Here is a 24,696-nt window from a genome sequence, read left to right on the forward strand (position 1 = left end):
CAAGGGACGTTACAATCTTAGGATGACAGGATTTGACCACCGACAGGGCCAGGCTTTGACACATTCAACGATTGCGGAACGCAGCCTGCAATGGCTGCTGGCGTCGGCGACGGACGCGATGCTGATCATCGACAAGGAAGGCCAGCTGATCCTGGTCAACCCCGCGCTGGAAAACCTGTTTGGCTATGAGCCGGGCGAACTGCAAGGCAAGTCGCTGGAATCGCTGATTCCGGAACGCTTCCGCCACGGCCACGTTGGCCTGCGCGGCAGCTATTTCGAACGCCCGCATCCGCGCGCCATGGGGGCCGGATTCGAACTGTTCGCCACCCGCAAGGACGGCACCGAGTTCCCGGTCGAGGTGAGCCTGTCGCCCCTGCAGGACAATGGCACCCAGCCGATGGTGATGGCGACCATCCACGATATCAGCGCCCGCAAGAAGGCCGAACACGCGCTGCAGGAAAGCGAAGCGCGCATGCGCGCGATCTTCGAAACGGCGGTCGATGCGATCATCACGATCGACGAGCACGGCATCATCGAACGGGTCAACCCGGCCGCAGAGCGCATGTTCGGCTATCCGGAATCGGAAGTCCTGGGCCGCAACGTCAAGATCCTGATGCCGGCGCCGCACCGCGAAGCGCACGACGGCTACCTGCAGCATTACATGACCACCGGCGAAAAGCGCATCATCGGCAAGGGCCGTGAGGTGCAGGGCCTGCGCCGCGACGGCAGTATTTTCCCGATGGACCTGGCCGTCACGGAAATGTGGCTGGGCGGGCGCCGCATGTTCACTGGACTGGTGCGCGACATCACCGAGCGCAAGCACGCCGAAGAAAAGGCGCAGCAACTGCTGCAGGAGCTCACCAGCGCCAACGAAGAACTGACCAACTTTGCCTACGTCGTATCGCACGACCTGAAAGCGCCGCTGCGCGGCATCGGCTCGCTGGCCGACTGGCTGGCGCATGATTACGCCGACAAGTTCAATGAAGAAGGCAAGGAGCACATGCGGCTCCTGATCAACCGGGTCCACCGCATGGGGGCCCTGATCGACGGCATCCTGCAGTATTCGCGCGTGGGACGCATCAAGGAAGCCGTGGTGCCGGTGCAGCTCGACCAGCTGGTGGCCGAGGTGGTCGACCTGCTGGCAGTTCCGGCGCATATCAAGGTTACCGTGATGCCCGGCATGCCGACAGTTGCCGGCGAACCGACCCGCATCCAGCAGTTGTTCCACAACCTGGTGTCGAACGCGGTCAAGTACATGGACAAGCCGGACGGCGAAATCGAAGTGGGCTGGGCCGACGAAGGCAGCCAGTGGCGCTTTTACGTTCGCGACAACGGCCCCGGCATCGCCGAGCGTCATTTTGAACGGATTTTCCAGCTGTTCCAGACGCTGGCGCCGCGCGACCGGGTTGAAAGCACGGGTGTCGGCCTGGCGCTGGTGAAAAAAATTGTGGAAATGTACCAGGGCAGGGTGTGGCTGGAGTCCGAGCTGGGCAAGGGCACGACCTTCTATTTCACCCTGCCAAAGAAAAGAAAGAATAAAGCATGAATAATACGAGCAAGCCGATCCTGCTGGTGGAAGACGACCAGGTCGACGTGATGACCATCCTGCGCGCGCTGAAGGAGGTCCATGTCAGCAACCGTGTCGTGGCGACGGAAAACGGCGAGGCCGCACTGGAATACCTGCGCGAGCCGGGCAACGAACAGCCATGCATCATCCTGCTGGACCTGAACATGCCGATCATGAACGGCATCGAGTTCCTGCAGAACGTCAAGCAGGACCCGCTGCTGCGCCGCATCCCGGTCATCGTCCTGACCACGTCGGAAGAACAGCAGGACAAGATGCGCAGCTTCGACCTGGGCGTCGCCGGCTACATGACCAAGCCGGTGGACTACCGCCAGTTCGTGGAGGTGGTCCGCTCCATCAACCTGTACTGGACCATCAGCGAGCTGCCATGAACAGGGTAAGGGTCCTTATCGTCGAAGACGATATCGTTGACCGTATCGCCTGCCGCCGCGCCTTTGCGCAGGCGCCGGGCTTCAACTGCGAATTGCTGGAAGCGGAAAGTGGCCAGGAAGGCCTGGATATCGCCTTGCGCGAAGAGCCCGACTGCATCCTGCTCGATTATCACTTGCCCGACCTGACCGGGCTTGAATTCCTGGCACGTCTCGCGGCAGACCGCGGCGAACCCCAGCCAAATATCCCGGTGATGATGCTGACCGGCGCCGACAGTGCCACCGTTGCGGCGGAAGCGATGCGCCGCGGCGCGCGCGACTACCTGGTGAAGGACAACGACGGCCGCTACCTCGACTTCCTGGCGGGCGCCATCGACCGCCTGCTGCGCGAGCAGCGCCTGATCGACGAGAAACAACTGGCTGAACAGGTGCTGCGGCAGTCGCAGAAAGAGCTGCGTGAACTGGCCGCGTACCAGGAAAAACTGAAGGAACACGAACGCACCCGCATCGCCCAGGAAATCCATGATGAACTGGGCGGCCTGCTGACCGGCATCAAGGCCTATATCTCGGTCGCCATCGAGCGCGGCGGCGAGCAATCGGACCCACTGTTGAAGGATGCGGCCAAGCTGGCGCAAGATGCGATAGAGACCGTGCGCCGCGTGATTACCGACCTGCGTCCAAGCGTGTTGGACCAGCTGGGCATCTGGCCTGCGCTGGAATGGTATGCGGAACAGGTGGCGCAGCGCAGCGGCTTGCAATGCACCTGCAATATCACGCCGGAGGCGCAGGCGCTGGAGCTCGATGCGGAGCGCAGCACCATGTTGTTCCGCGTCGCGCAGGAAGCGCTGACCAACGTGGTGCGCCATGCCGAAGCGAGCGAGGCGCGCGTCATCGTGGATATTGACGGCGAAAACGTGGTGCTGCGGGTGGAAGACAATGGCAAGGGTATCGAAAGTGCCGGCTTGTCCGACCGGGAATCGTGGGGCTTGTTCGGCATGCACGAGCGCACGCGCCGCTTTGCCGGCGAACTGAATATCAGCGGCAAGGCCGGGCAGGGCACTACCCTGCAGCTGCGGCTGCCTTTGGAGGACAAGAATGGGTGACAAGATCACCGTTTTGCTGGTCGACGACCATGCGATTGCACGCAATGGCGTGCGCCTCATGCTGGGCACGGCGCCCGACATCAGCGTGGAGGGCGAGGCCGGCAACGCCGTCGAAGCGATGCAGCGCGTGGCCGAGCGCAGTTTCGACGTGGCGCTGGTGGACATCAAGATGCCGGGCAAGAATGGCCTGGACCTGTTGAAGACCCTGCGCAGCGAATGCCCGCGCATGGCGGTGCTGGTGCTGAGCACCTATTCCGAGGAAATTTACGCGGTGCGCGCGCTGAAATCGGGCGCCTCCGGCTACCTGACCAAGGATGCGCCGACGGCGACCCTGATCGAGGCCGTGCGCAAGGCTGCCTCGGGCGGCAAGCACGTGAGCCCGGCGTTGCTTGAAAAACTGGCAACCCTGGTCGGCGGCGGCCCGAGCGGCGACCACGAAGAGCTCTCCAACCGCGAACTGGAAGTTTTCAAACTGATTGCCCAGGGCGAGTCCCTGGTGCGCATAGGGGAAAAACTACATCTCAGTCCTAACACTGTGACAACCTATCGCAGCCGCATCCTCGAGAAAATGGGCATGTCCACGAATGCTGAGCTGACCCGCTATGCCCTCGAGCACGGGCTGATCTGAGCGGCTGTAGGGGAACCACTACAGCAACTACACAGGATGCTTGATACCGGGAAATGACGCCGGGCGCGATACTGCTTCCATCGAAAACAAGGAGCAGCAAAATGAGCCCGGTCATCCCAATCACCCCTGCAAACGCCACCAAATCCTGCGCACCAGTCGCAGCCAAATGCTCGCTGTGCAGCTTCAACCGCCTTTGCTTGCCACAGGGCCTGGCCGACGAAGATGTTGCTCGCCTTGACCAGATCATTTCCCGCCGCCGCCGCGTGAACCGCGACGAGCCGCTGTACAAGACCGGCGACAGCTTCCACAGCCTGTATGCCGTGCGCTTCGGCCACTTCAAGACCGTGCAGGTGAACCAGCGCGGCGAACAGACGATTGGCGGTTTCCACATGGCCGGCGACCTGCTGGGCATGGAAGCCATCGGCAATGGCCAGCATTCCTGCAATGCCGTGGCGCTGGAGGACAGTGAAGTCTGCGAGATCCCCTTCAACCGCCTGCAAGAGCTGGTGATGCAGATTCCCGGCTTGCTGCAGCAGTTCCACCGCACCATGAGCCGCGAAATCCAGCGCGAGCAGTCGGTGATGCTGTTCCTGAGCCATATGCGCGCCGAACAGCGGCTGGCCATGTTCCTGCTGAACCTCGCTGGCCGTTACGCCCAGCGCGGCTACTCTTCGACCAGCTTCCAGTTGCGCATGTCGCGTGAAGATATCGGCGGCTACCTGGGCCTGACCGTGGAAAGCGTCAGCCGCCAGCTGGCCCGCCTGCGCCAGGATGGCTCGATCGTCCTGAGCAACCGCGATCTGCGCATTACCGACCGCGCCAGGCTCGAGGCCATGTCGTCCGGCGGCATGGCGCAGGAACTCGCTGTCGCCTGACCGGCTTACCAGTTTTCTCACCTGTAGGGGGTGTATGGGGCAGCTCTTGCTGCCCCTTTTTTATTGCGCGAACACTTCTTTGGCGGCCATCAGGCCGTTGAGCGCAGCCGGAAAGCCGGCGTAGACGGCCATCTGCATGATGGTCTCCACGATCTCTTCGCGGCTGACGCCGACGTTGAGGGCGGCGTGGATGTGCACCTTGAGCTGGGGCGCAGCGTTGCCCATGGCGGTCAGCGCGGCCACCACAGCGATCTCGCGTGATTTCAGGTCAAGCCCCGGGCGCGAATAGATGTCGCCAAAGGGGAATTCGATCAGGTAGCGGGCGAAATCGGGCGCAATATCTTCCAGGCTTTGCACGACGCGGTCGCCGGCCTGGCCGTCGACTTCACGCAGTTTTGCGAGCCCGCGCTCGTAGCGGCTTTCGGTGTTCATTGGCATGTGCTCCATCGGTGGTTGGATTCGACGCCAGGGACTGCTCCAGGGAGCGGTAATACTCGATCTTGGCCTGCAATGATGCTGCAGATTGTTGCATCGCCTCGATTTCGGCGAGCACGTTCTGCATATGCTCTTCCAGCATCCGGCGCCGTTCCGGCACCGTCGAGTCCCCAGCGCCGCGAAGTTTTGCGAATGACTGCATTTTGCCGATTGGCATATGGGTCGTTCGCAGACGCAGCAGGAATTCGATCCAGGCAAGGTCCGAGGCCGCATAGCGCCGCCGGCCGCCCGCTGCACGATTGACCGGGGCAATCAGCCCGATGCGCTCGTAATAGCGGAGGGTGTAGGCTGTGAGGCCGGTACGTTTGGCGACTTCGTCAATGCTCAGGTGCGATTCCATGGGGTGATCGTAAAAGTTAGAGTGCACTCTAAGTCAAGCACTTTATTACTCTAACCGGGAAGCCGCAACTGCGAGCGCAAGGTCCATCGTGTTGATGTGGGCCTCGAGCCAGTCCGGCAGGGTGCGGATGATGTCGCGTGCCGTGGCTTCCTCGTCGTCCTTCAGCAGGCGCAGGGTGCGGGCGACCTTTTCCAGCAAGTAGCCATGGGCTGCGCGGTGGGCCTGGGCAGCCGGGTAGGCGATGCGCTCCATCAGGCTGTTTTCTTCGCGCAGGTGTTCCATGAATTCAGCTGCCAGGTCGCGGCAGGCTGCGTCAAAGGCGGGACGGGGCAGGGTTACCATGGCGTCGAGCATGTCGAAGACGATGCGGTGCGACTGGTCGAGAACGGGAATGCCCAGTGCGAGGTCCGGCCCGAAGACGATGGAATCCATGGGGTTCTCCAGTAGTGTCGAACCGCAATTGTGCCGCTGGGAAAAAATCGTGCACATGATCCATGTCAATTTTCACTTTTGACAAAGTCTATGAAGGCGCGCAAGGGCGGCGGAACCAGCCGGCGCTCTGGGTAGTAGAGGAAAGGGCCCGTAAAGGATTGCCACCAGGGTTCCAGCACCGCTTCCAGGGCGCCATTGTCCAGGTGCGGGCGCAGCCAGTCTTCGAACAGATAGATGACCCCGCTTCCTGCCTTGGCCGCGTCGACGATCAGTTCAACGGCACCGGATGGCTCCACCAGCAAGGGGCCGTTGACATCGACTTTCACGGTTTCCCCATCGCGCCTGAATTCCCATGGCGGTACGGCGCGCCCGGCAAAGCGCATGCGCAAGCAATCGTGCTGGAGCAGTTGTTGCGGATGGTCGGGCCGCCCGCGTTTGTCGAGGTAGACCGGCGCGGCAGCGGCGGCAAAGCGCTGGACCCGTGGGCCGATGGGTACCGCGATCATGTCCTGCTCAAGGCGCTCGTCATAGCGAACGCCTGCGTCGCAGCCCGCGGCAAGCACGTCGACGAGGCCCTCTTCTGCGGCAATTTCCAGTTGTATGTCGGGATAGGCGGCCAGGAACGCCGGTACGATGGCCGGCAATACCAGTCGTGCTGCACTGATGGGGACGTTCAGCCTCAATCTGCCGGCTGGCCGGTCGCGCAAGCCGTTCACTTCGGCGAGGGCGGCATCGACTTCTGACAGGGCGGGCTGGAGGCGCGCCAGCAGGCGCTTGCCCGCTTCAGTGGAGGTGACGCTGCGCGTGGTGCGGTTCAGCAGCCGCACTCCCAACTGGGCTTCCAGGCGGCGCACCGCTTCGCTGAGACCGGATGCGCTGACGCCCATCGCACGCGCGCCATCGCGAAAGCCTTGGGCGCGTGCAACGGCAATGAAAGCATTCAGGTCGGCAAGATCGACGCGCATTGTGCAAATTTTCGTACGGGCTGTTTTGATTATACCGGCTTATCGAACGGTCGATTCGCTTCTAGACTGGGAACCTCATTGAAAAGGAGCTCTACCATGTCCCAGCAACCATCCACTTACTGCCTCGGAGACCTGATCGTCAATCGCATGGGTTACGGCGCCATGCGCCTTTCAGGGCCGCATGTTTTCGGGCCGCCGGCCGATACAGCAGGCGCATTGAAGGTCTTGCGCACGGCGGTTGAATCCGGTGTCGATCACATCGACACCAGCGATTTCTACGGCCCGCACGTAACCAACCAATTGATCCGCGAAGCCTTGCGCCCCTACCGCGATGGCCTGGTGATTGCCACGAAAATTGGCGCCCGGCGCGGCGCCGATTCTTCCTGGCTGCCGGCTTGTTCGCCTGCTGAACTGGAACAGGCCGTGCATGACAACTTGCGCAACCTGGGGCTCGACAAACTGGATGTCGTCAATTTGCGCCTGATGATCGATCCGATGCAGCCGGCTGAGGGCTCGATCGAAGAGCCGCTTGCCGCGCTGGCCGAGCTGCAGCGCAAAGGCCTGGTACGCCACATCGGCTTGAGCAACGTGACCCATGCCCAGGTAGCCGAGGGCCGGCGGATGTGCGAGATCGTGTGCGTGCAAAACCAGTACAACCTGGCCCACCGCAATGACGACGCCTTGATTGATGAACTGGCACGCGATGGTATCGCCTACGTGCCGTTCTTCCCCTTGGGCGGGTTCTCGCCGCTGCAGTCGTCTACCTTGTCGCGTGTCGCCGCCCGCTTGGGCGCGTCCCCGAACCAGGTGGCCCTGGCTTGGCTGCTGTACCGGTCGCCGAATGTGCTGTTGATTCCGGGGACCACCTCGATTGCCCACCTCAAGGAGAACCTTGCCGCGCAGGCGCTCGATTTGCCCGGCGAGGTCCTGGCGGAACTGGATGGCATGGCGCGCTAGCGGCGCGCTTAGAGGAATCGATCGAGGATCTTCTTGCTGTGCTTATCCAGCGCGAACTGGTCGCGGATCAGGAAGTGGATGCCGTGGCTGTCCGACACCAGCAAGGAAACGCTGCCGATGCGGCGAATATCTTCTTCGCCGCGCAGCACGAAGGTGGTATCGCCGCGGTCGGTTTCGACGCTCCAGGTGGAAGGGCAGGCATAGCTGCCCACGTCCACGATACGCTGGATGACCGGCATGAATTCACGGCCGGCCAGTTCTTCGCGCACAATGTCCGCCAGTTGCGGCGACAGGTCGGAAATACGATCCAGCCAGGCCACTTCCTTGCCGTCGGTGTTTACCAGCGACAGGCCTTCATCCGGCGCCTGGATGGGAAACGCGCGTACCGGCGACACGCCTTCATGCAGCACGCCGTTGGCGTCGATCAGGTTCAGCTTACCGAAGCTGTCCCGGCTCAAAGTAAAATTAATCATCTTCACGGCTCTTTGCCTTGTCATCCATGTCTGTATCGACGTTACGTGCCTGCGCCTGGTAGAGGCGGTAGTAGGCGCCTTCCCTGGCCATCAGTTCTTCATGAGGGCCTTCTTCGACGACCTTGCCGCGGTCCATCACCACCAGGCGGTTCGCGCGTTGCAGCGTTGAGAGACGGTGCGCAATGGCAATCGTGGTGCGGCCGGCGACGAGGTTGTCCAGCGCCTTCTGGATTTCTTTTTCCGTTTCCGAGTCCACCGATGCAGTCGCTTCGTCGAGGATCAGGATGCGTGGATCGATCAGCAGCGCGCGCGCAATCGAAATACGCTGGCGTTCACCGCCCGACAGGCCCTGGCCGCGCTCGCCCACCATCGAATCGTAACCCTGCGGCAGGCGCAGGATGAAGTCGTGGGCGTGCGCTGCGCGGGCGGCCTTCATGATTTCTTCGCGGGTGGCTTCCGGCTTGCCGTAGGCGATGTTTTCCGCAATGGTGCCGAAGAACAGGAATGGCTCCTGCAGCACCAGGCCGATATTGCGGCGGTAGTCCGACACCGCGTAGTTGCGGATATCGACGCCGTCCAGCAGGATCGCGCCTTCCGCCACGTCGTAGAAGCGGCAGATCAGGTTGACCAGGGTCGACTTGCCGGAGCCGGAATGGCCCACCAGGCCAATCATTTCGCCGGCCTTGATCTCGAGGTTCACCCCGCGGTTGACGGCGCGGTTACCGTAGCGGAAGCCCACTTCGCGCAGCGTGATGTCGCCGCGGACCTTCTCGACCTTCACCGGCTGCACCGGATCGGGCACGCTCGACACGTGGTCCAGGATGTCGAAGATGCGCTTGGCGGCCGAAGCGGACTTCTGCGTCACCGACACGATGCGGCTCATGGAATCCAGCTTGCCATAGAAGCGGTTGGCGTACAGGACGAAGGAGCTCAGGACGCCGACGGTGATGTTGTGCTTGGAGATCATCCAGATGCCGAACACGTAGATCACCAGGATGCCCAGTTCGGTCAGGAAGGACACGGTCGGCGAGAACAGCGACCATACCTTGTTCAACTTGTCGTTGACGGCCAGGTTGTGCTTGTTGGCGGTACGGAAGCGGGTTGCTTCGCGGGTTTCCTGCGCAAACGCTTTCACCACGCGGATGCCGGGAATCGTATCGGCCAGCACGTTGGTCACTTCGCCCCAGACGCGGTCGATCTTTTCAAAGCCGGTACGCAGCTTGTCGCGCACCAGATGGATCATCCATGCGATGAAAGGCAGCGGCAGCAGGGTGGCAATGGCCAGCCAGGGATCGATGGTGAACAGGATCACGCCGGTCATGATGATCATCAGGACATCGGAGGCGAAATCGAGCAGGTGCAGGGACAGGAAGACGCAGATCCGGTCCGATTCGGAGCCGATGCGCGACATCAGGTCGCCGGTGCGCTTGCCGCCGAAATACTCCAGCGACATGCGCAGCAAATGTTCATACGTCGTGGTGCGCAGGTCCGCGCCGATGCGTTCCGATACCAGCGCCAGCACATAGGTCTTGGCCCAGCCGAAGATCCACGCCAGCACGGCGGCGCCGGTCAACGCTGCCATGTACTGCACCACCAGCATGTGCTCCACCGGCTTGCCGTTCTGGTAAGGGATCAGCACATTGTCCGTCAGCGGCATGATGATGTACGGCGGGATCAGGTGCGCGCCGGTCGACAGCAGCATCATTGCAAATCCAAGCGCCAGTTGCCATTGGTAGGGGCGCGCAAAGCGCCACAGGCGGAACAGGGTCCAGGTGGACGGCGGCGTGTGGACGACTTTGGTGCAGACCGGGCATTCTTCCTGGTCGGCTTCCAGCGGCGCCTTGCAGGTAGGGCAGGAATTCTGTTCGACCTGCTGCAGCGGCTTGCCGTGCACGTGCGCTTCCAGCAGACGCGGGAAGTTCTCGGACAGGCGAATGGCGAGCAGGTTCTGGCCAAGCGTAAAGCGCCATGCGGCCAGGCGCTGCTTGTCATCCACCAGTTCCAGGTGGCCGACACCGGCGTGATCGTGCAGTTTTAGCGACATGCCAGGACGATAAGTCCAATCTCGCCATACCGTTTCACCGGGTGCGCGTGCCATAATGCGGCGCTCCGTAAGGAGTACCAGGCCTTTGTTGAAGTGAAGCTTGGAGTCCAGGTCAACCTCCAGCGCGCCAAGTACGTTTTCTTCGGGGGCAAGCGCTGGCAACTCTGTGCGCCACCTGTCGGGAAGTTCTGTCAGGCTGAGCTCAGAGGAAAGTTGGTTTGTTATCATTGTGGATCAGACTCCGGCACTCTTTGCCAAGTGGCAAGAATTGCGAAACAGTGGGAAAATAGAAGGACGGGCGGAGTATACCGCAAGAGGTACAAGAGCTAAAACATGACAAAAAAGAAAGACATTGAGTTTCTCCGTGTAACACACCTGCGCGGACCGAACATCTGGACCTATCGCCCGGTGATCGAGGCTTGGCTGGATATCGGCGAGCTTGAAAACTACCCCTCGAACAAACTCCCCGGTTTTTATGAACGCTTGACGGCCTTCCTGCCTGGCCTGATCGAGCATCGCTGCGGCGTCGGCGAACGCGGCGGCTTCTGTGAGCGCCTGCGCGACGGCACCTATGCCGGCCATATCCTCGAACACGTGGTGCTGGAATTGCAAAACCTGGCCGGCATGCGTACCGGCTTCGGCAAGACCCGCCAGACCGCCGAAGGCAGCGGCATTTACAAAATGGCATTCCGCACCCGCCAGGAGCAGGTTGGCCGCGCCGCACTGGCCGCCGGCAAGGACCTGCTGATGGCGGCCATCGAGGACAAGCCATACGACCTGGCCGCCACCGTTGAAAAACTGACTTCGATGGTCGAATCGCTGTGCCTCGGCCCATCGACCGCCTCCATCGTGGACGCGGCGACCGACCGCAAGATTCCGCACATCCGCCTGACCGACGGCAACCTGGTGCAACTGGGTCACGGTGCGCGCCAGCGCCGCATCTGGACTGCGGAAACCGACAACACCTCCGCCATCGCCGAAGGCATTGCCTCAGACAAGGACATGACCAAGGACCTGCTGAAGTCCGTTGGCGTGCCGGTGCCGGAAGGCACCCTGGTCAAGAGCGCCGACGAGGCCTGGGAAGAAGCGCAGGACATCGGCCTGCCGGTGGCCGTCAAGCCGTACGACGGCAACCATGGCCGCGGCGTGTCGCTGAACCTGATGACCGAAGCCGACGTGCGCGCTGCCTACGATATCGCCGTTGTGCGCGGCGGCAGCAAGAGCGTGATCGTCGAGAAATTCATCGTCGGTAATGAACACCGGCTCCTGGTGGTTGGCCGCCGCATGGTGGCAGCGTCCATGGGCGAATCGCTGTGGGTGACCGGCGACGGCAAGTCCTCTGTGCAGGAGCTGGTGGACAGCCAGATCAACACCGACCCGCGCCGCGGCACCACTGAAGAATTCCCGCTGAATATCGTTGAACCGAAGAAGTCGGAAGAAGTGCAGCTGGACCTGAAGCGCCAGGGACTGACGCCGGACTCGGTGGTGGAAGCTGGCCGCAAGGTCCTGATCCAGGTCAACGGCAACGTGGCCAATGACGTGACCGACCTGGTGCACCCGGCGGTTGCCGAAATGGCAGCGCTGGCGGCCCGCACGATTGGCCTCGACATCGCCGGCATCGACCTGGTTGCCGCCGACATTTCCAAACCGCTGGAAGAGCAGGGCGGCGCGATCATCGAAGTGAACGCGAGCCCCGGCTTGCTGGCCCACCTGAAGCCTGCCGCCGGCGGCGTGGCGCGCCCGGTTGGTCACGCGATTGCCGACCAGCTGTTCGCGGAAGACGACGATGGCCGCATCCCGATCGTGGGCGTGGCCGGCAGCCGCCAGAACGCGCTGATCGCACGCCTGATCGGCTGGCTGCTGCAAATGAGCGGCCGCTACGTCGGCACTGCGACCGAGCAGGGTGTGTTCCTGAATGGCCGCAATGTGGCGCGCGGCCCGCTGACCGAATGGGAGTCAGGCGAGCGACTGCTCCTGAACAAGAATGTGGAAGCGGCGGTATTCGCCAATTCCGGCCGCATGATCCTGAGCGAAGGCTTCTCTTACGACAAGTGCATGGTGGGCGTGGTGACCGACGCCGCCGGCCACGAGGAACTGGGCGAGTTCTACATCAACACTGCTGAACAGATGTACGGAGTGCTACGCACCCAGGTCGACGTCGTGCTGCCGGAAGGCGCTGCCGTGCTGAATGCCTCCGATGCGCAAGTGGTCGAAATGGCCGAACTGTGCGACGGCGACGTGATCTTCTACGGCACCGACGAACACGTGCCTGCGATCGACTCGCACCGCCAGGATGGCGGCCGCGCTGTGTTCCTGCGCGATGGCGGTTTCGTCATGGCTGCCGGCCGCGACGAACTGGCTGTCTTGCCGCCGTCCTGCCTGCCGGCCAGCGGTGAAGACCGCAAGGAAGCAGTGCTGGCTGCAATCGGCGCCGGTTGGGCCATGGGCCTGTCGCCGGACCTGATTGGTGCCGCGCTGCGCACCTTCGAGTGGAATACCAAGAAAAACTAAGGATTACCAGGAATGGAAGTTATTCGCCTCCGCGCACTGCGCGGCCCTAATCTGTGGAGCCACCATACGGCTGTTGAAGCCATCGTGTCCTGCACGCCGGAAGAACGCTCCGTCGACAAGATCCCTGGTTTCGAAGTGCGCCTGCGCACCCGCTTCCCGCGCCTGGCGCAGCTGCAGCCGGACGGACATGCCGACACCATCCCGATGGCGCACGTGCTGGAACTCGCGGCCCTGGGTCTGCAAGCCGAAGCTGGCTGCCCCGTCACCTTCAGCCGCACCACGCAGACCCTGGAAGATGGCATCTACCAGACCGTCGTGGAATACACCGAGGAAGCGGTAGGCCGCCTGGCGATGGAATGGGCTGAGAAGCTGTGCAAGGCCGCCATGGACGACGCTCCATTCGATCTGGCAGCTGCCTTGCACGAACTGCGCGAGCTGGACGAAGATGTGCGCCTGGGCCCATCCACCGGTTCGATCGTGTACGCCGCTGTGGCGCGCAAGATCCCGTTCCGCCGCATGACCGAAGGTTCGATGGTGAGCTTCGGTTGGGGCTCCAAACAGCGCCGCATCCAGGCTGCTGAAATGGACAGCACCAGCGCGATCGCCGAAACCATCGCGCAGGACAAGGAACTGACCAAGAAGCTGCTGGACGCCGCCGGCGTGCCGGTGCCCGTTGGCCGGACCGCGGTCGACGCAGAGGACGCATGGAAAGCCGCGCTGGAAATCGGCCTGCCTGTCGTGGTCAAGCCGAAAGACGGCAACCAGGGCAAGGGCGTAACGGTCAACATTACCACCCGTGAGCAGACCATCGCAGCGTACAACGCGGCCAAGGAATTCCGCGACGACATCATGGTCGAACGCTTCCTGGCCGGCCACGACTTCCGCCTGCTGGTGATCGGCAACAAGCTCGTTGCTGCCGCTCGCCGCGATCCTCCGCATGTTGTGGGCGACGGCGTGCACTCGGTGCGTGAGCTGGTGGACATCGTCAATTCCGACCCGCGCCGCGGCACCGGCCACGGTACCGCGCTGACCAAGATCCGTTTCGACGACATCGCCCTGGCGCGCCTGGCGCTGCAAGGACTGGCGGCCGATTCCGTGCCGCCGATCGGCCAGCGCGTCGTCCTGCGCAATAACGCCAACCTGTCGACCGGCGGCTCAGCCACCGACGTCACCGACGACGTGCATCCTGAAGTGGCGGCGCGTGCGGTGGAAGCGGCGCAGATGATCGGCCTGGATATCTGCGGCGTGGACGTGGTGTGCGATTCCGTGCTGCGTCCTATCGAAGAACAGAATGGCGGCGTGGTGGAAGTCAACGCCGCGCCTGGCCTGCGCATGCACCTGTCGCCGTCCTACGGCAAGGGCCGTCCGATTGGCGAAGCAATCATCAACACCATGTTCCCCGAGGGCGACGATGGCCGCATTCCGGTGATTGCGGTGACCGGCACAAACGGCAAGACCACCACCGTGCGCCTGACCGCGCACCTGATCGCGTCCTCCGGCCTGCGCGTGGGCATGACCAATACCGATGGCGTGTACGTCAACGGCCGCCAGATCGATTCAGGCGACTGTTCCGGCCCGCGTTCGGCGCGCAATGTGCTGCAGCATCCCGACGTGGATGCGGCCGTCTTCGAAACCGCCCGTGGCGGCATCCTGCGCGAAGGCCTGGCTTATGACCGCTGCAAGGTGGCCGTGGTGACCAATATCGGCGCCGGCGACCACCTGGGCCTGAACTACATCACCACCGTGGAAGACCTGGCGGTGCTGAAGCGCGTGATCGTGATGAATGTCGACGAGCATGGTTACGCCGTGCTGAATGCGACCGATCCGATCGTGGCTGCGATGGCGGCCAAGTGCAAGGGCAAGGTGATCTTCTTCGGCGCCGATCGTTACCACCCGGTTGTAGCGACGCACCTGGCGCAGGGCAAGCGCACCGTCTACATCGAAAATGGCCAGCTGGTGGCGGTGGAAGGCAAGAACGAGCAGCGCATTCCGCTGGCCGATGTGCCGATCACCTTCAATGGCACCATCGGCTTCCAGGTGGAGAACACCATGGCGGCGGTGGCAGCGGCCTGGGCTGCCGGCATTGACTGGGATTCGATCCGCCGCGGCTTGCTGACCTTTACCACCGATAGCCATAACGCGCCGGGCCGCTTCAATATCTTCAAGTATCGCGGCGCGACCGTGATCGCGGACTATGGCCACAATCCGGATGCGATGCTGGCACTGGTGCAGGCAGTCGATGCGATGCCGGCCAAGCGGCGCTCGGTGGTGATTTCCGGTGCGGGCGACCGCCGCGACCAGGATATTCGCGAGCAGACCGAGATTCTCGGCAAGGCGTTCGACGATGTGATCCTGTACCAGGATGCTTGCCAGCGCGGGCGCGCTGACGGTGAGGTGGTGGGCTTGCTGCGCCAGGGACTGGTGGGGGCAAGCCGTACCAGGAATATCGTCCAGATTACCGGAGAGTTCATTGCGATCGATACGGCGATGGACCGGCTGCAGGATGGGGATCTTTGCCTGATCCTGGTGGATCAGGTGGAAGAATCGCTGCGGCATATTGCCGACCGGATTGCTGCCGGCTAAAACCGGTAAACCAGGGTCTGACCCGCAGGGTCAGACCCTGTCAGATCGACTGCTGGCGGTGTTAGGCCTGGTCTTTTGATCTCCGACGAAAGTCCAAGGCGCACAACCCGAACCAGCGGCCTTCGAACAGACTGGGTCTGACCCTGCGGGTCAGACCCGGGTTTACCGGTTTTCAGGCAGCCAGAACAGCCTTCGGCAGCACCAGCCGCGCCGTCTCGCCTTCCACGAACTGCGCAGCAAACACCCGCTTCTCCGCCTCATGCTCCCCATCAGCTTCGATCAGGTTGCAGATCAGATCCGCAGTCGCCACCGCCATTTTGTGCAATGGCTGTTTCAGTGTGGTGAGCTCATAGCTCAACCAGGTTGAGCCCTCAACCGCATCGCACCCCACCACCGACATCTGCGACGGCACGTCGATGTGCAAATGCTGGCGCGCCGCGTCCACGCAACCCATGGCCATCGCATCATTCCCGCAGATCACGGTATCGGGCACCGCGCCGATGCGCGCAATCAGCTCGTGCAGCCCGGCGACGCCGCTGGAATAGTCAAAGCAGCCATGGAACACCGGCGCGTCAGGCAGCCCCAACTCCGCGATCCGGTCCAGCGCGCCGCGCAAGCGTTCGCGCGCCACAGAGTTCTGGGCCGGCCCGCCAATCAGGGCAAACTGACGGTGCCCGGCCGCGGCCAGGCGAGTCACCAGCGCACGGCTGGCCTCATACTGGTCGCACAGCACCGTATTGACATCCAGGTCGCGCAAATGGCGGTTGAACACCACCAGCGGCACCTTCCTGCGCTTGAATTCCGCGACATGCGCCTCGGTCAGGCGGGATGCGGCCACCACGCCGTCGACCTGGAATTGCCAGATCTCGGTCAGGATGCTCTCGATCTCGCCCTCGTGCTGCATGGTGAAGAGCAGGGCGCGCTTGCCGCGGCGGTTAAGCTGCTGGCTAAGCTCCGACAAGGCCGCCGGGTTGTACAGCATGCTGGTGTGCGACACCACGATCGCAACGATATTGGTGCGGCGCGTGATCAGGCTGCGCGCCGCCGCGTTCGGGATGTATTCCAGCCCTTCGGCCGCCTTCATCACCCGCGCATAGGTCGCTTTCGATACGCTGGCGCCAGGCTTGAAGCAGCGCGAAACCGCCGATTGCGATACGCCGGCCACGAGCGCGACATCATAAGACGTGACGCGGCGCCCTTCCCGGAGGATGATGGCCTTTTGCTCGGCAAGGCTGATCGCAGGTTGTGGCTGGGTTTGGCGCATGAAAGCGATTTTGCGGCAAGGTTGCTTGCGATTTTGAAAATAAACCTCAATCTTACCACATGGCAATAGTTTCCCTCGGTTTATACGAGCCAGCCTGGCTTTGGTGTGGCGCCCAAGCCGCGCCGCGCTCTGGTAAAATATCGCCCCTTTTGGTTTTCGGATGATTAAGATGGCACAGGCTTGCGGCATCGACTTTGGCACTTCCAACTCCACCGCAGGATGGGTGCGCCCCGGCCAGCCCATCATGCTGGAACTCGAAGATGGCAAGATGACCCTGCCGTCCGTGGTTTTCTTCAATGCTGAAGACGAGGAAACCAGCTATGGCCGCGCCGCGCTGGCCGAATACCTGGCCGGTTGCGAAGGGCGCCTGATGCGTTCCCTGAAAAGCCTGCTGGGCACCAGCCTGATTGATGGCCAGACCGAGGTTGGCGGCCGTGCGCTGCCATTCCGCCTGCTGCTGTCCCAGTTCATCGGGGAAGTGAAGCGCCGCGCCGAAAGCGCCGCCGGCCGCCATTTCGACCATGTGGTGATGGGCCGCCCGGTGCATTTCATCGATGACGACAAGGTCGCCGACCAGCTGGCGCAAGATACGCTGGCCGACATCGCGCGCAGCGTCGGTTTCCGCGAGGTCGCTTTTCAGTACGAGCCGATTGCGGCCGCTTTCGAATATGAAGCGCAGGTCGACCGCGAAGAGCTGGTCCTGATTGCCGACATCGGCGGCGGCACATCGGACTTCACCCTGGTGCGGCTTGGGCCTGACCGGGTGGCGCGTGCCGAGCGGGTGGACGACATCCTCGCCACCGGCGGTGTGCATATCGGCGGCACCGATTTCGACAAGTACCTCAGCCTGTCGAGCGTCATGCCGCTACTGGGCTATGGCAGCCAGTTCCTGAGCGGCGCCGAGGTGCCGTCCAGTTACTACTTCAACCTGGCGACCTGGCACACCATCAACCAGGCTTACACGCGCAAGATGCAGGCGCAGTTGACGGAAATGATCCGCGATGCGCGCGAGCCGGCGAAGCTGGAACGCTTGCAGCACCTGATCGTGGAGCGTGCCGGCCACTGGCTGGCATTGAAAGTGGAAGAGGCCAAGATCGGCCTGTCCACCGAGGACCAGGTGCAGCTCGGCCTGGAGCGGTTTGCGCCGCCGGTGCTGCTGGAGGTGACGCGCAGCGGTTTCGATAGCGCGGTGGAGCACCTGGTTTCGAGCGTCGGCGCCACGGTGACCCAGTTGCTGGCCGATGCCGGCGTCCAGCCGGGACAGGTCGACACCATCTTCTTCACGGGCGGTTCCAGCGGCGTGCGGCTGCTGCGCGAGCGCATTGCCGCGTTGGTGCCGGGCGCCCGCCGCGTCGAGGGCGACCTGTTCGGCAGCATCGGCGCCGGCCTGGCACGTGATGCATTGCGCAAGTTTGCATAATCTGCTTACAATAGCCGCCGTGAAGAAAGCCAATCGCCATTTCCTGCACGTTTTGCTCGCGGTGCTGCTGGTCCTGTCCCAGCAGCTCGGGATGGCGCACGCGGTATCGCACTGGTCGGACTTCCGCCATGGCAGCGAACAGCAGCAGGCAAGCGATGTCGACGTCGATGGCAATGGCCTGAGCGCCGGCCTCGCGCTGGATCACAACTGCAGCCAGTGCGCGGCCTTCGCCTCGCTGGCGACGGCGATCCACACGCCAAGCTTCACCTTCCCGTCTGTCGACTACAACGCGCCGCAAGCCGGCGCCGCCTTGCCGCAGCTGCACAGCGCGCGCACCGCACGCGCCTACGATTCGCGCGCGCCACCCCTGGCCTGACACAAACAACGTCGTGCTTTTGCTGCCGCCGCGGCCTAGCGCCGCGCGCTGCCTATTGTTTGTCGTATCCAGAGGTTAAATATGAATTTCAAGTACTCCTTGCTGGCAGGCGCCGTCCTGTCGGCCGTATCCGCCATTGCCTGCGCCGATGACGGCGAAGTGACCAAGGTCGTCGTGACCGCCAACCCTTTCCATAAAGGCGAAACCGAGCAAATCCTGCTGCCGGCCAAAGTGCTTTCCGGCGACGAATTGCGCGACAAGATGGCCAACTCGCTGGGCGAAACACTGTCATCCGAGCTGGGCGTGTCGTCCTCGGCCTTCGGCGCCGGCGCTTCGCGCCCCATCATCCGCGGGCTGGAAGGCGCCCGCGTGAAGATGCTGGAGAACGGCATGGCGGTTTCCGACGTTTCAGGCTTGTCCAACGACCACGCCGTATCTGCGGAAGGTTCGGTGGCGCACCAGATCGAAATCCTGCGCGGCCCGGCTTCGCTGATGTACGGTTCGGGCGCGATTGGCGGCCTGGTCAACGTGGTGAACGAGCGCATTCCGCCCGCGCTGGAGCCGAAGCTGACCGGCCAGGCGGAAGCGCGCTACAGCACCGTTGATGAGGGCAAGGCGAGCTCCGGCACCATCGACGGCGCTATCGGCAAGTTGGCGCTGCACCTGGATGCGAACACCCGCCAGACCGGCGACTACAAGATTCCGGGCAACCGTATCGAAGGCGATCCTGACTCGGCTTCCGGCCGCCTGCCGCATTCCGGCACCAGGGAAAAGGGTGCCGGCTTTGGCGGTTCCTACATCGATAGCTGGGGCTACGTCGGCGCCTCCGTCTCGGGCCTGGACAACAAGTACGGCATCCCGAGTGCGGAGGGTTCGACGATCGACCAGCACCAGACCCGTTACGATATCGACAGCCTGTTCAAGAACCCGCTGCCAGGCATCGAATCGGCCAAGTTCAAGGCTGGCTACACGGACTACCACCATGCTGAACTGGGCGACGATGGGCAGCCGGAAGTGCTGTTCAAGAACCGCGCCGTCGAAACCCGTGCCGAGGCCGTGCACAAGGCGATCAGCGGCTGGCATGGCACTTTCGGCATGCAGACCGAATTGACGCACTTCTCGGCGCTGAGCGCGGAAGGCGGTCCGGATACCGTGCCGGTGACCCGCTCGAATTCCACCGCCGGCTTCCTGGTCGAGGAAAAGGAATGGGGACCGGTGCGCGTCAATGCCGGCCTGCGCCTGGAACGCATCAAGCGCGAACCGGTAAGCGGGCTGGATCGCTCGTTCTCGCTGCAAAGCGGCGCCCTGGGCGCCTTGTGGTCGTTCACGCCGGGATATGCGACCGGCCTGACGCTGTCGCGCGCGCAGCGCGCTCCATCGACCGAGGAACTGTACTCGGGCGGCCCGCACGATGCGACCATCACCTTCGACCAGGGCGACCCGAACCTGCGCAAGGAGACTTCGCGCAATATCGAGTTCTCGCTGCAGAAGACCGCGGGCCTGATTCGCTGGAAAGCCAACCTGTTCCACAACAGCATCTCCGACTTCATTTACGGCCACGTTACCGGGCGCACCCTCGATGAAGAAGGAAATGATGGCGGCGAATTCCGCGAACGCCTGTTCAGCCAGGGCGACGCCACCGTGCGCGGCGCCGAGGCGGAGATCGAATACAACCCCTTGGCCATGGGCCTGAACGGCCGCCTGTTTGCCGACACCTCGCATGGCGACCTGAAAGACAGCGGCAGCCTGCCGTTGCAGCCGGCATCGCGCGTGGGCGCCACCATCGGCTACCGCACGGCCAACTGGCGCGCTGGCGCCACGTGGATTCACGCCCAGGCGCAAGATCGCCTGGCAGCTTTCGAGTCCACGCCAACCGGTTCCTACAACCAGTTGAACGCAAACCTGTCGTACACGCAGAAGCTGAAGGACATGGACCTGACCTGGTTCGTGCTCGCGAAGAATCTGTTGAATGACGAAATCCGCGTATCGACCTCGCTGCTGAAGGACGTTTCGCCCTTGCCCGGCCGCAGCTTTGTCTTTGGTGTGCGTGCCAAGTTCTGAGTTTGCGCAAAATCAAACGTAGCACGGAGTCGCTTCTTATACTTTGGATAACAATCCAGGGTACGGGAGGCGACGATGGGCAAACGTGTGGCAGACCGGGAGCGCATCTTCCGGTGGTTTCTTGGCCCCGCCCAGCGGGGCAATCCCTACGCCCAGTTCAACCTGGCGCTTCTTTACAAAAACGGGCACGGCGTCGAGGCCGACGCGCGCCAGGCATTCAGCTGGATGCGCATGTCGGCGCTCCAGGGCCTGGCCTTCGCCCAGAACCAGCTTGGAGCCATGTACTACAAGGGCCTCGGCATCGGAAGCAGCGATGCCGAAGCCCTGTACTGGTTCCGGCGCGCTGCGCGCCAGGGCGATCCCGCCGCGCAGCAAAACCTGGGGCAGATGTACCGGCGCGGCCGCGGCGTGCCGGTGAATGAGGAGATGGCGGCGCGCTGGTTCAGCCGCGCAGCCGAGCAGGGCGTCTCCAGTGCGCAGGCCTTGCTGGGCGAGGCCTACCTGAACGGACGCGGCGTGGCGCCGGACTGCCAGCTGGCGCAAGCCTGGCTGCGCAAGGCGGCGGTGCGCGGCGAAGTTCACGCGCAATGCCTGCTGGGCAGCATGTTCGCCCACGGTACCGGCGTTGAGCGTGACACGATGCAGGCGCTGATGTGGTACACCCTGGCCGCGGAAGGCGGTTCGGCCCAGGCCCAGTTCAGCGTCGCCGTGCTGTATGCCTGCGGCGACGGCGTGCAGCGCGACCTGGTGCAGGCCGTGCACTGGTATCGCAGCGCAGCTGAAAAAGGCGATGCTGCGGCCCAGAACAATCTTGGCGTGCTGTATGCAACAGGGCAGGGTGTGACGCAGGACCAAACCGAAGCACTGCGCTGGTACAGGCGCGCGGCCGCCCAGGGCCACTCCCTGGCGCGGCACAATCTGGCGGGCTTGCGTGGCGGCGCGGTGAATGCGGCGCTGCCTGACGAGCAGGCCCACGGCAATATTGATTTCGATGAAACCTTGCGCTCACGCCCCCATGTGCCGGAGGCGCGCAACAGCCCGCGCTGATGCGGCTTAGCGCTGCGCGGACAGGAGATGGTCGGTGCCCGGCGCCAGTACCACCGTGGTGGTCAGGCGTTCCAGCCCGGCTTGGGCCTCCACGTTCTCGATGCGCACGCTGTAGGCGCCCCGGGACAGGGGGAAGTTGCCAAGGCTGCGCGAACGCTGATTGGCCCATTTGCTGGCCACGCACAAGGTATTCACGGTGCGCGAATGAACCAGCAGATTGTCCGGTTTGTGGCGCACCTCCACCTTGAATGTCATTCGGCGGCCGAAGCTGGCGCGGTCCTGCCTGGCAACCTTGGCTAGGTCGACGTTCTCGTCGCATTCTTCCACGCGGCGGTCGCCGATGATCGACACTTCCTGCTTGCTCAGGGATTCGCCGACAGGATTGCTCATTTCAAGCACCAGCGAGTAGTTCAGATCCACCGGCACTTCGACGTCGGCTGCGGCCACGCTGCCCGCTTCGCCAAGCTTCATCTGGACGTCCTTCATGAGCGGAGGGAACTCACACAGTGCGACAGTTGCCATCGCCAAGCCGACAATGGGTTTCTGGCACAGGTTGTAGATGAATGGGCTCATGAATCCAATATAGACTACGCCCCCTGCGTTTGCAGCCTTCGGTCAAGGAAAAGACTGTTGCCATGTATCTTTTTGGCCTGTTTCTTGGCGTCGGCTGCGCTGGCTGCGATCTGGTGGTGCGAATAGTACTGGTGCGGCTCGACCCGGATCACGCCCACCGACAGGCTCATGAGCGAATAGAAGACTTTCTTGCCCTGGCGGTCCTCGCTGATATAGCCGCCGCGCTCGCGGTCTTCGTTGCTGTAGAAGCCGGCGATGGCGGTGGCAAAATCTTCCAGCACGGCATGGCAGCGCTGCTCCCAGTCTTCGCTCTGGAACAGGATCACGAAGTCGTCGCCGCCGATATGGCCGACGAAATCGCGATTGCGGTCGCCGTGCTTGGCCAGGATATGGCCTGTCAGCTGGATCACGTCGTCGCCGCGGCGATAGCCATAGACATCGTTGAAGGGCTTGAAGTGGTCAAGGTCCACATAGCAGACCCAGAACCGCGTGCCGCTCTCCAGCAAACGGTCGATATGTTCGTTGATCGGCACATTGCCCGGCAGCTGCGTCAGCGGATTGGCGTAGCGCGCAGCGTTGATCTGCATTTGCGTGATCTCGCGCATCAGGTCATGGCCCGTGCCCATGCCCACATAGCTGCCGCCTTCGGTGATGATGAAACCATTGAACAGGTGGTGCGCATCCGATTCGGCCATGCGGCAGGACAGGTCCTGCAGGCTGGTGTCGACGTCGGCAATGATCGGTTTGGCATCCATGAAAAGCGTGCATGGTTTCTTGCCGTACAACTCGCGCTGGTAGGGGCGCGCGAAGTGGTCGATCATGTCGAAGCGCGATACCAGGCCAAGCGGGCGGCCGGCGTCCACCACGGGAATGATCATCAGCTTGGGATCGGCCATGAAGATTTCATAGACGTCGTTGTTGTTCATGGACGGCGGCACGGCGGCCACGTCGTGCAACAGCTTGCGGATGGACACGGCATTTCTCTCGGCAGCGCGTTGCGGATAAACCGCCACGCCATTGCGGCCCAGTACCTTGACGACTTCCGCCGGCAGGGCCCGTGCCGGCTGGATGTGGGGGCGTCCCAGGTGGTAACCCTGGCCGTACGCGATGCCCAGGTCGCGCAGCACCAGCAGCTCCGCTGCCTTCTCGATGCCTTCCGCGATGACCAGGGTGTTCGATTTGTCGGCAATCTCCTGGATCGAGCGCACGAACTGCAGCTTGACCGGGTCGTGATCGATGCCCTGGATGAAGTGCATGTCGATCTTGACGTACTCGGGGCGCAGCTCGGACCACAGGCGCAAGCTGGAAAAGCCCTCGCCCAGGTCGTCGATTGCGATCTGGAAGCCCATTTTGCGGTAATGCAGCACCGCTTCGCGCATCCGCTCGTAGTCGTAAGTGGGCTGGTTTTCGGTCAGCTCGATGATGACGTTGGCGGGATTGAGGCCGAATTGGTGGATGTAGCCGAGTGTTTCACCCTGGCTGCCGGCGTGCTGGCGCACCAGCGACTCGGGGCTGACGTTCAGGAACAGCTTGCCGGGCAGCTGCAGTTCGGCGAAGCGCTCCAGGACGATGCGGCGGCACAGGTATTCCACCTCGCGCGAGAGGTTGTTGGCGCGCGCCAAGCGGAACAGGTTGAGGGGCGAATGCAGGGGGCTGTCGGAAGGGCCGCGAACCAGGCCTTCGTATGCGATGATCTCGCCGCTTTGCATGTGGACGATAGGCTGGAACAGTGCGTGCAGCTGGCGGCGCTGGATGATGTCCAGCAGGTGCTGGCCGAGCATGTCGGCTGGCGGAGGACGCAGGTAGCTCACGTTGTGCGGGAGGGGGGCGGTAGAAGTGCTCACGATGGTGGTCGCAAAAATGGCAACCCCATCATTGTGTGTCGCAATTGTGACGGCATGATGAACGCTGGAAACACTTTTTGGCGTTACAATAAGCTTCCACGTCCTTGACTGAGACCGATGCCGAGCCAGTTCTTGATCCGTTCCGCTGCATTGGCGGCCTGCTGTTTTTCCGGTGCCGCCGTCGCGGCCAGCGTTGCCGTGCACGTCGCCGATGGAAACGGCAAGCCGCTAGCCGATGCCGTGGTCTATCTCGAAGCCGATGGCGGCCAGCCGCTGCCCAAGCTGCAAAATGCCGGTGAAATCAGCCAGAAGGGCTTGAAGTTCATCCCCCTGGTAACGGTGATCCAGACTGGCAGCAAGATCTATTTCCCGAATAACGACAAGGTGCGGCACCATATCTATTCTTTTTCTGCGCCGCACAAATTCGACCAGAAGCTGTATTCCGGCACCACCGCCGACCCACAGACGTTCGACAAGCCGGGCACCGTGGTCCTGGGCTGCAATATCCACGACAAGATGATCGCCTACGTGCGTGTCGTCGACACGCCGTATTTCGGCAAGACCGATGCCACTGGAGACGTGGTGCTGGACGCTCCCGCCGGCAAATACATGCTGAAGGCCTGGCATCCCGATATAGCGGGCGGCAATCCTCAGGAGCAGGCCGTACGCCTGGCCGACGGCCCAGCTAGTGCCGCCTTCCGGCTCTCGCTCAAGCGTCCTGCAAGCGATCCGGACGCGCAAGGCTATTGACC

Annotated in this window: 22 protein-coding genes; 13 read left to right on the forward strand and 9 right to left on the reverse strand. The window is 62.8% G+C overall.

What is annotated here, in order from left to right; translation table 11 throughout:
- Nucleotides 1-55: 55 nt before the first annotated feature.
- From ACN9MU_RS16870 to fnr, 5 genes are all read left to right on the forward strand, one after another.
- Nucleotides 56-1,546, forward strand: coding sequence for a sensor histidine kinase (locus ACN9MU_RS16870; protein WP_426343126.1), 1,491 nt, complete (start codon nt 56-58; stop codon nt 1,544-1,546).
- A complete protein-coding gene (locus tag ACN9MU_RS16875; protein ID WP_426161497.1) occupies nt 1,543-1,956 on the forward strand; it encodes a response regulator in 414 nt (137 codons plus the stop codon). Before ACN9MU_RS16870 ends, ACN9MU_RS16875 begins: the two co-directional genes overlap by 4 nt.
- Nucleotides 1,953-3,056 (forward strand): response regulator, encoded by a 1,104-nt coding sequence (locus tag ACN9MU_RS16880; RefSeq protein ID WP_426335778.1) that lies wholly within the window; start codon nt 1,953-1,955, stop codon nt 3,054-3,056. The genes ACN9MU_RS16875 and ACN9MU_RS16880 overlap by 4 nt, the downstream gene beginning before the upstream one ends.
- Entirely contained in the window at nt 3,049-3,684 is a 636-nt protein-coding gene (locus ACN9MU_RS16885; RefSeq protein WP_426335779.1) for a response regulator, read from the forward strand. The genes ACN9MU_RS16880 and ACN9MU_RS16885 overlap by 8 nt, the downstream gene beginning before the upstream one ends.
- A 101-nt stretch (nt 3,685-3,785) precedes the next feature.
- Complete coding sequence (fnr, locus tag ACN9MU_RS16890; RefSeq protein ID WP_426161500.1) at nt 3,786-4,559, forward strand: fumarate/nitrate reduction transcriptional regulator Fnr; 774 nt, start codon at nt 3,786-3,788, stop codon at nt 4,557-4,559.
- Nucleotides 4,560-4,619: 60 nt separating this feature from the next.
- Here the strand turns inward: fnr and ACN9MU_RS16895 are convergent, their stop codons facing one another.
- The 4 genes from ACN9MU_RS16895 to ACN9MU_RS16910 all read right to left on the reverse strand — a co-directional run bounded on the left by ACN9MU_RS16895 (nt 4,620) and on the right by ACN9MU_RS16910 (nt 6,791).
- The gene (locus tag ACN9MU_RS16895; protein WP_426161501.1) at nt 4,620-4,991 is read right to left on the reverse strand and encodes a carboxymuconolactone decarboxylase family protein; all 372 of its coding nucleotides are present in this window, start codon (nt 4,989-4,991) and stop codon (nt 4,620-4,622) included.
- On the reverse strand, nt 4,945-5,394 hold the full coding sequence (locus ACN9MU_RS16900) for a MerR family transcriptional regulator (RefSeq protein WP_426335780.1): 450 nt from the start codon (nt 5,392-5,394) through the stop codon (nt 4,945-4,947). The genes ACN9MU_RS16895 and ACN9MU_RS16900 overlap by 47 nt, the downstream gene beginning before the upstream one ends.
- 45 nt (nt 5,395-5,439) lie before the next feature.
- Nucleotides 5,440-5,826: a bacteriohemerythrin gene (locus ACN9MU_RS16905; protein ID WP_426343127.1), complete on the reverse strand. Its 387-nt coding sequence runs from the start codon at nt 5,824-5,826 to the stop codon at nt 5,440-5,442.
- A gap of 65 nt (nt 5,827-5,891) precedes the next feature.
- Complete coding sequence (locus tag ACN9MU_RS16910) at nt 5,892-6,791, reverse strand: LysR substrate-binding domain-containing protein (RefSeq protein WP_426343128.1); 900 nt, start codon at nt 6,789-6,791, stop codon at nt 5,892-5,894.
- 96 nt (nt 6,792-6,887) lie between these two features.
- Here ACN9MU_RS16910 and ACN9MU_RS16915 point away from each other — a divergent pair, with 96 nt between their 5' ends.
- Nucleotides 6,888-7,748 (forward strand): aldo/keto reductase family oxidoreductase, encoded by an 861-nt coding sequence (locus ACN9MU_RS16915; protein ID WP_426335783.1) that lies wholly within the window; start codon nt 6,888-6,890, stop codon nt 7,746-7,748.
- Between the two features lie 8 nt (nt 7,749-7,756).
- On the opposite strand, the gene ACN9MU_RS16920 is transcribed toward ACN9MU_RS16915, so the two are convergent.
- Nucleotides 7,757-8,221 (reverse strand): DUF1854 domain-containing protein, encoded by a 465-nt coding sequence (locus ACN9MU_RS16920; RefSeq protein WP_426161505.1) that lies wholly within the window; start codon nt 8,219-8,221, stop codon nt 7,757-7,759.
- Nucleotides 8,214-10,493 carry an ABC transporter ATP-binding protein gene (locus ACN9MU_RS16925; RefSeq protein WP_426161506.1) on the reverse strand — a complete coding sequence of 760 codons (2,280 nt, stop codon included), beginning with the start codon at nt 10,491-10,493 and terminating at the stop codon, nt 8,214-8,216. Before ACN9MU_RS16925 ends, ACN9MU_RS16920 begins: the two co-directional genes overlap by 8 nt.
- 105 nt (nt 10,494-10,598) lie before the next feature.
- On the opposite strand from ACN9MU_RS16925, the gene cphA (ACN9MU_RS16930) reads away from it, so the two are divergent.
- Complete coding sequence (gene cphA / locus ACN9MU_RS16930) at nt 10,599-12,776, forward strand: cyanophycin synthetase (RefSeq protein WP_426317972.1); 2,178 nt, start codon at nt 10,599-10,601, stop codon at nt 12,774-12,776.
- A gap of 12 nt (nt 12,777-12,788) precedes the next feature.
- Nucleotides 12,789-15,359, forward strand: coding sequence for a cyanophycin synthetase (cphA, locus tag ACN9MU_RS16935; RefSeq protein WP_426343129.1), 2,571 nt, complete (start codon nt 12,789-12,791; stop codon nt 15,357-15,359).
- A 172-nt stretch (nt 15,360-15,531) separates the two neighbouring features.
- Here cphA (ACN9MU_RS16935) and ACN9MU_RS16940 read toward each other — a convergent pair whose 3' ends face one another.
- Nucleotides 15,532-16,623: a LacI family DNA-binding transcriptional regulator gene (locus tag ACN9MU_RS16940; RefSeq protein ID WP_426161509.1), complete on the reverse strand. Its 1,092-nt coding sequence runs from the start codon at nt 16,621-16,623 to the stop codon at nt 15,532-15,534.
- A 169-nt stretch (nt 16,624-16,792) separates the two neighbouring features.
- On the opposite strand from ACN9MU_RS16940, the gene ACN9MU_RS16945 reads away from it, so the two are divergent.
- From ACN9MU_RS16945 to ACN9MU_RS16960, 4 genes are all read left to right on the forward strand, one after another.
- Nucleotides 16,793-18,043 carry an Hsp70 family protein gene (locus ACN9MU_RS16945; protein ID WP_426344893.1) on the forward strand — a complete coding sequence of 417 codons (1,251 nt, stop codon included), beginning with the start codon at nt 16,793-16,795 and terminating at the stop codon, nt 18,041-18,043.
- A 19-nt stretch (nt 18,044-18,062) separates the two neighbouring features.
- Nucleotides 18,063-18,419: a hypothetical protein gene (locus ACN9MU_RS16950; RefSeq protein ID WP_426335784.1), complete on the forward strand. Its 357-nt coding sequence runs from the start codon at nt 18,063-18,065 to the stop codon at nt 18,417-18,419.
- A gap of 81 nt (nt 18,420-18,500) precedes the next feature.
- A complete protein-coding gene (locus ACN9MU_RS16955; RefSeq protein ID WP_426343130.1) occupies nt 18,501-20,480 on the forward strand; it encodes a TonB-dependent receptor in 1,980 nt (659 codons plus the stop codon).
- Nucleotides 20,481-20,555: 75 nt separating this feature from the next.
- The gene (locus tag ACN9MU_RS16960; RefSeq protein WP_426343131.1) at nt 20,556-21,527 is read left to right on the forward strand and encodes a tetratricopeptide repeat protein; all 972 of its coding nucleotides are present in this window, start codon (nt 20,556-20,558) and stop codon (nt 21,525-21,527) included.
- A gap of 6 nt (nt 21,528-21,533) precedes the next feature.
- Here ACN9MU_RS16960 and ACN9MU_RS16965 read toward each other — a convergent pair whose 3' ends face one another.
- Nucleotides 21,534-22,100: a hypothetical protein gene (locus ACN9MU_RS16965; RefSeq protein ID WP_426343132.1), complete on the reverse strand. Its 567-nt coding sequence runs from the start codon at nt 22,098-22,100 to the stop codon at nt 21,534-21,536.
- A 14-nt stretch (nt 22,101-22,114) separates the two neighbouring features.
- Nucleotides 22,115-23,881, reverse strand: coding sequence for a GGDEF domain-containing protein (locus ACN9MU_RS16970; RefSeq protein ID WP_426172222.1), 1,767 nt, complete (start codon nt 23,879-23,881; stop codon nt 22,115-22,117).
- A 180-nt stretch (nt 23,882-24,061) separates the two neighbouring features.
- Between ACN9MU_RS16970 and ACN9MU_RS16975 the strand changes: the two genes are divergently transcribed.
- Nucleotides 24,062-24,694 carry a methylamine utilization protein gene (locus tag ACN9MU_RS16975; protein WP_426343133.1) on the forward strand — a complete coding sequence of 211 codons (633 nt, stop codon included), beginning with the start codon at nt 24,062-24,064 and terminating at the stop codon, nt 24,692-24,694.
- Nucleotides 24,695-24,696 lie beyond the last annotated feature (2 nt).

The sequence above is a fragment of the Pseudoduganella sp. R-32 genome, assembly GCF_049913245.1.
Classification (GTDB): Bacteria; Pseudomonadota; Gammaproteobacteria; order Burkholderiales; family Burkholderiaceae_D; genus Rugamonas.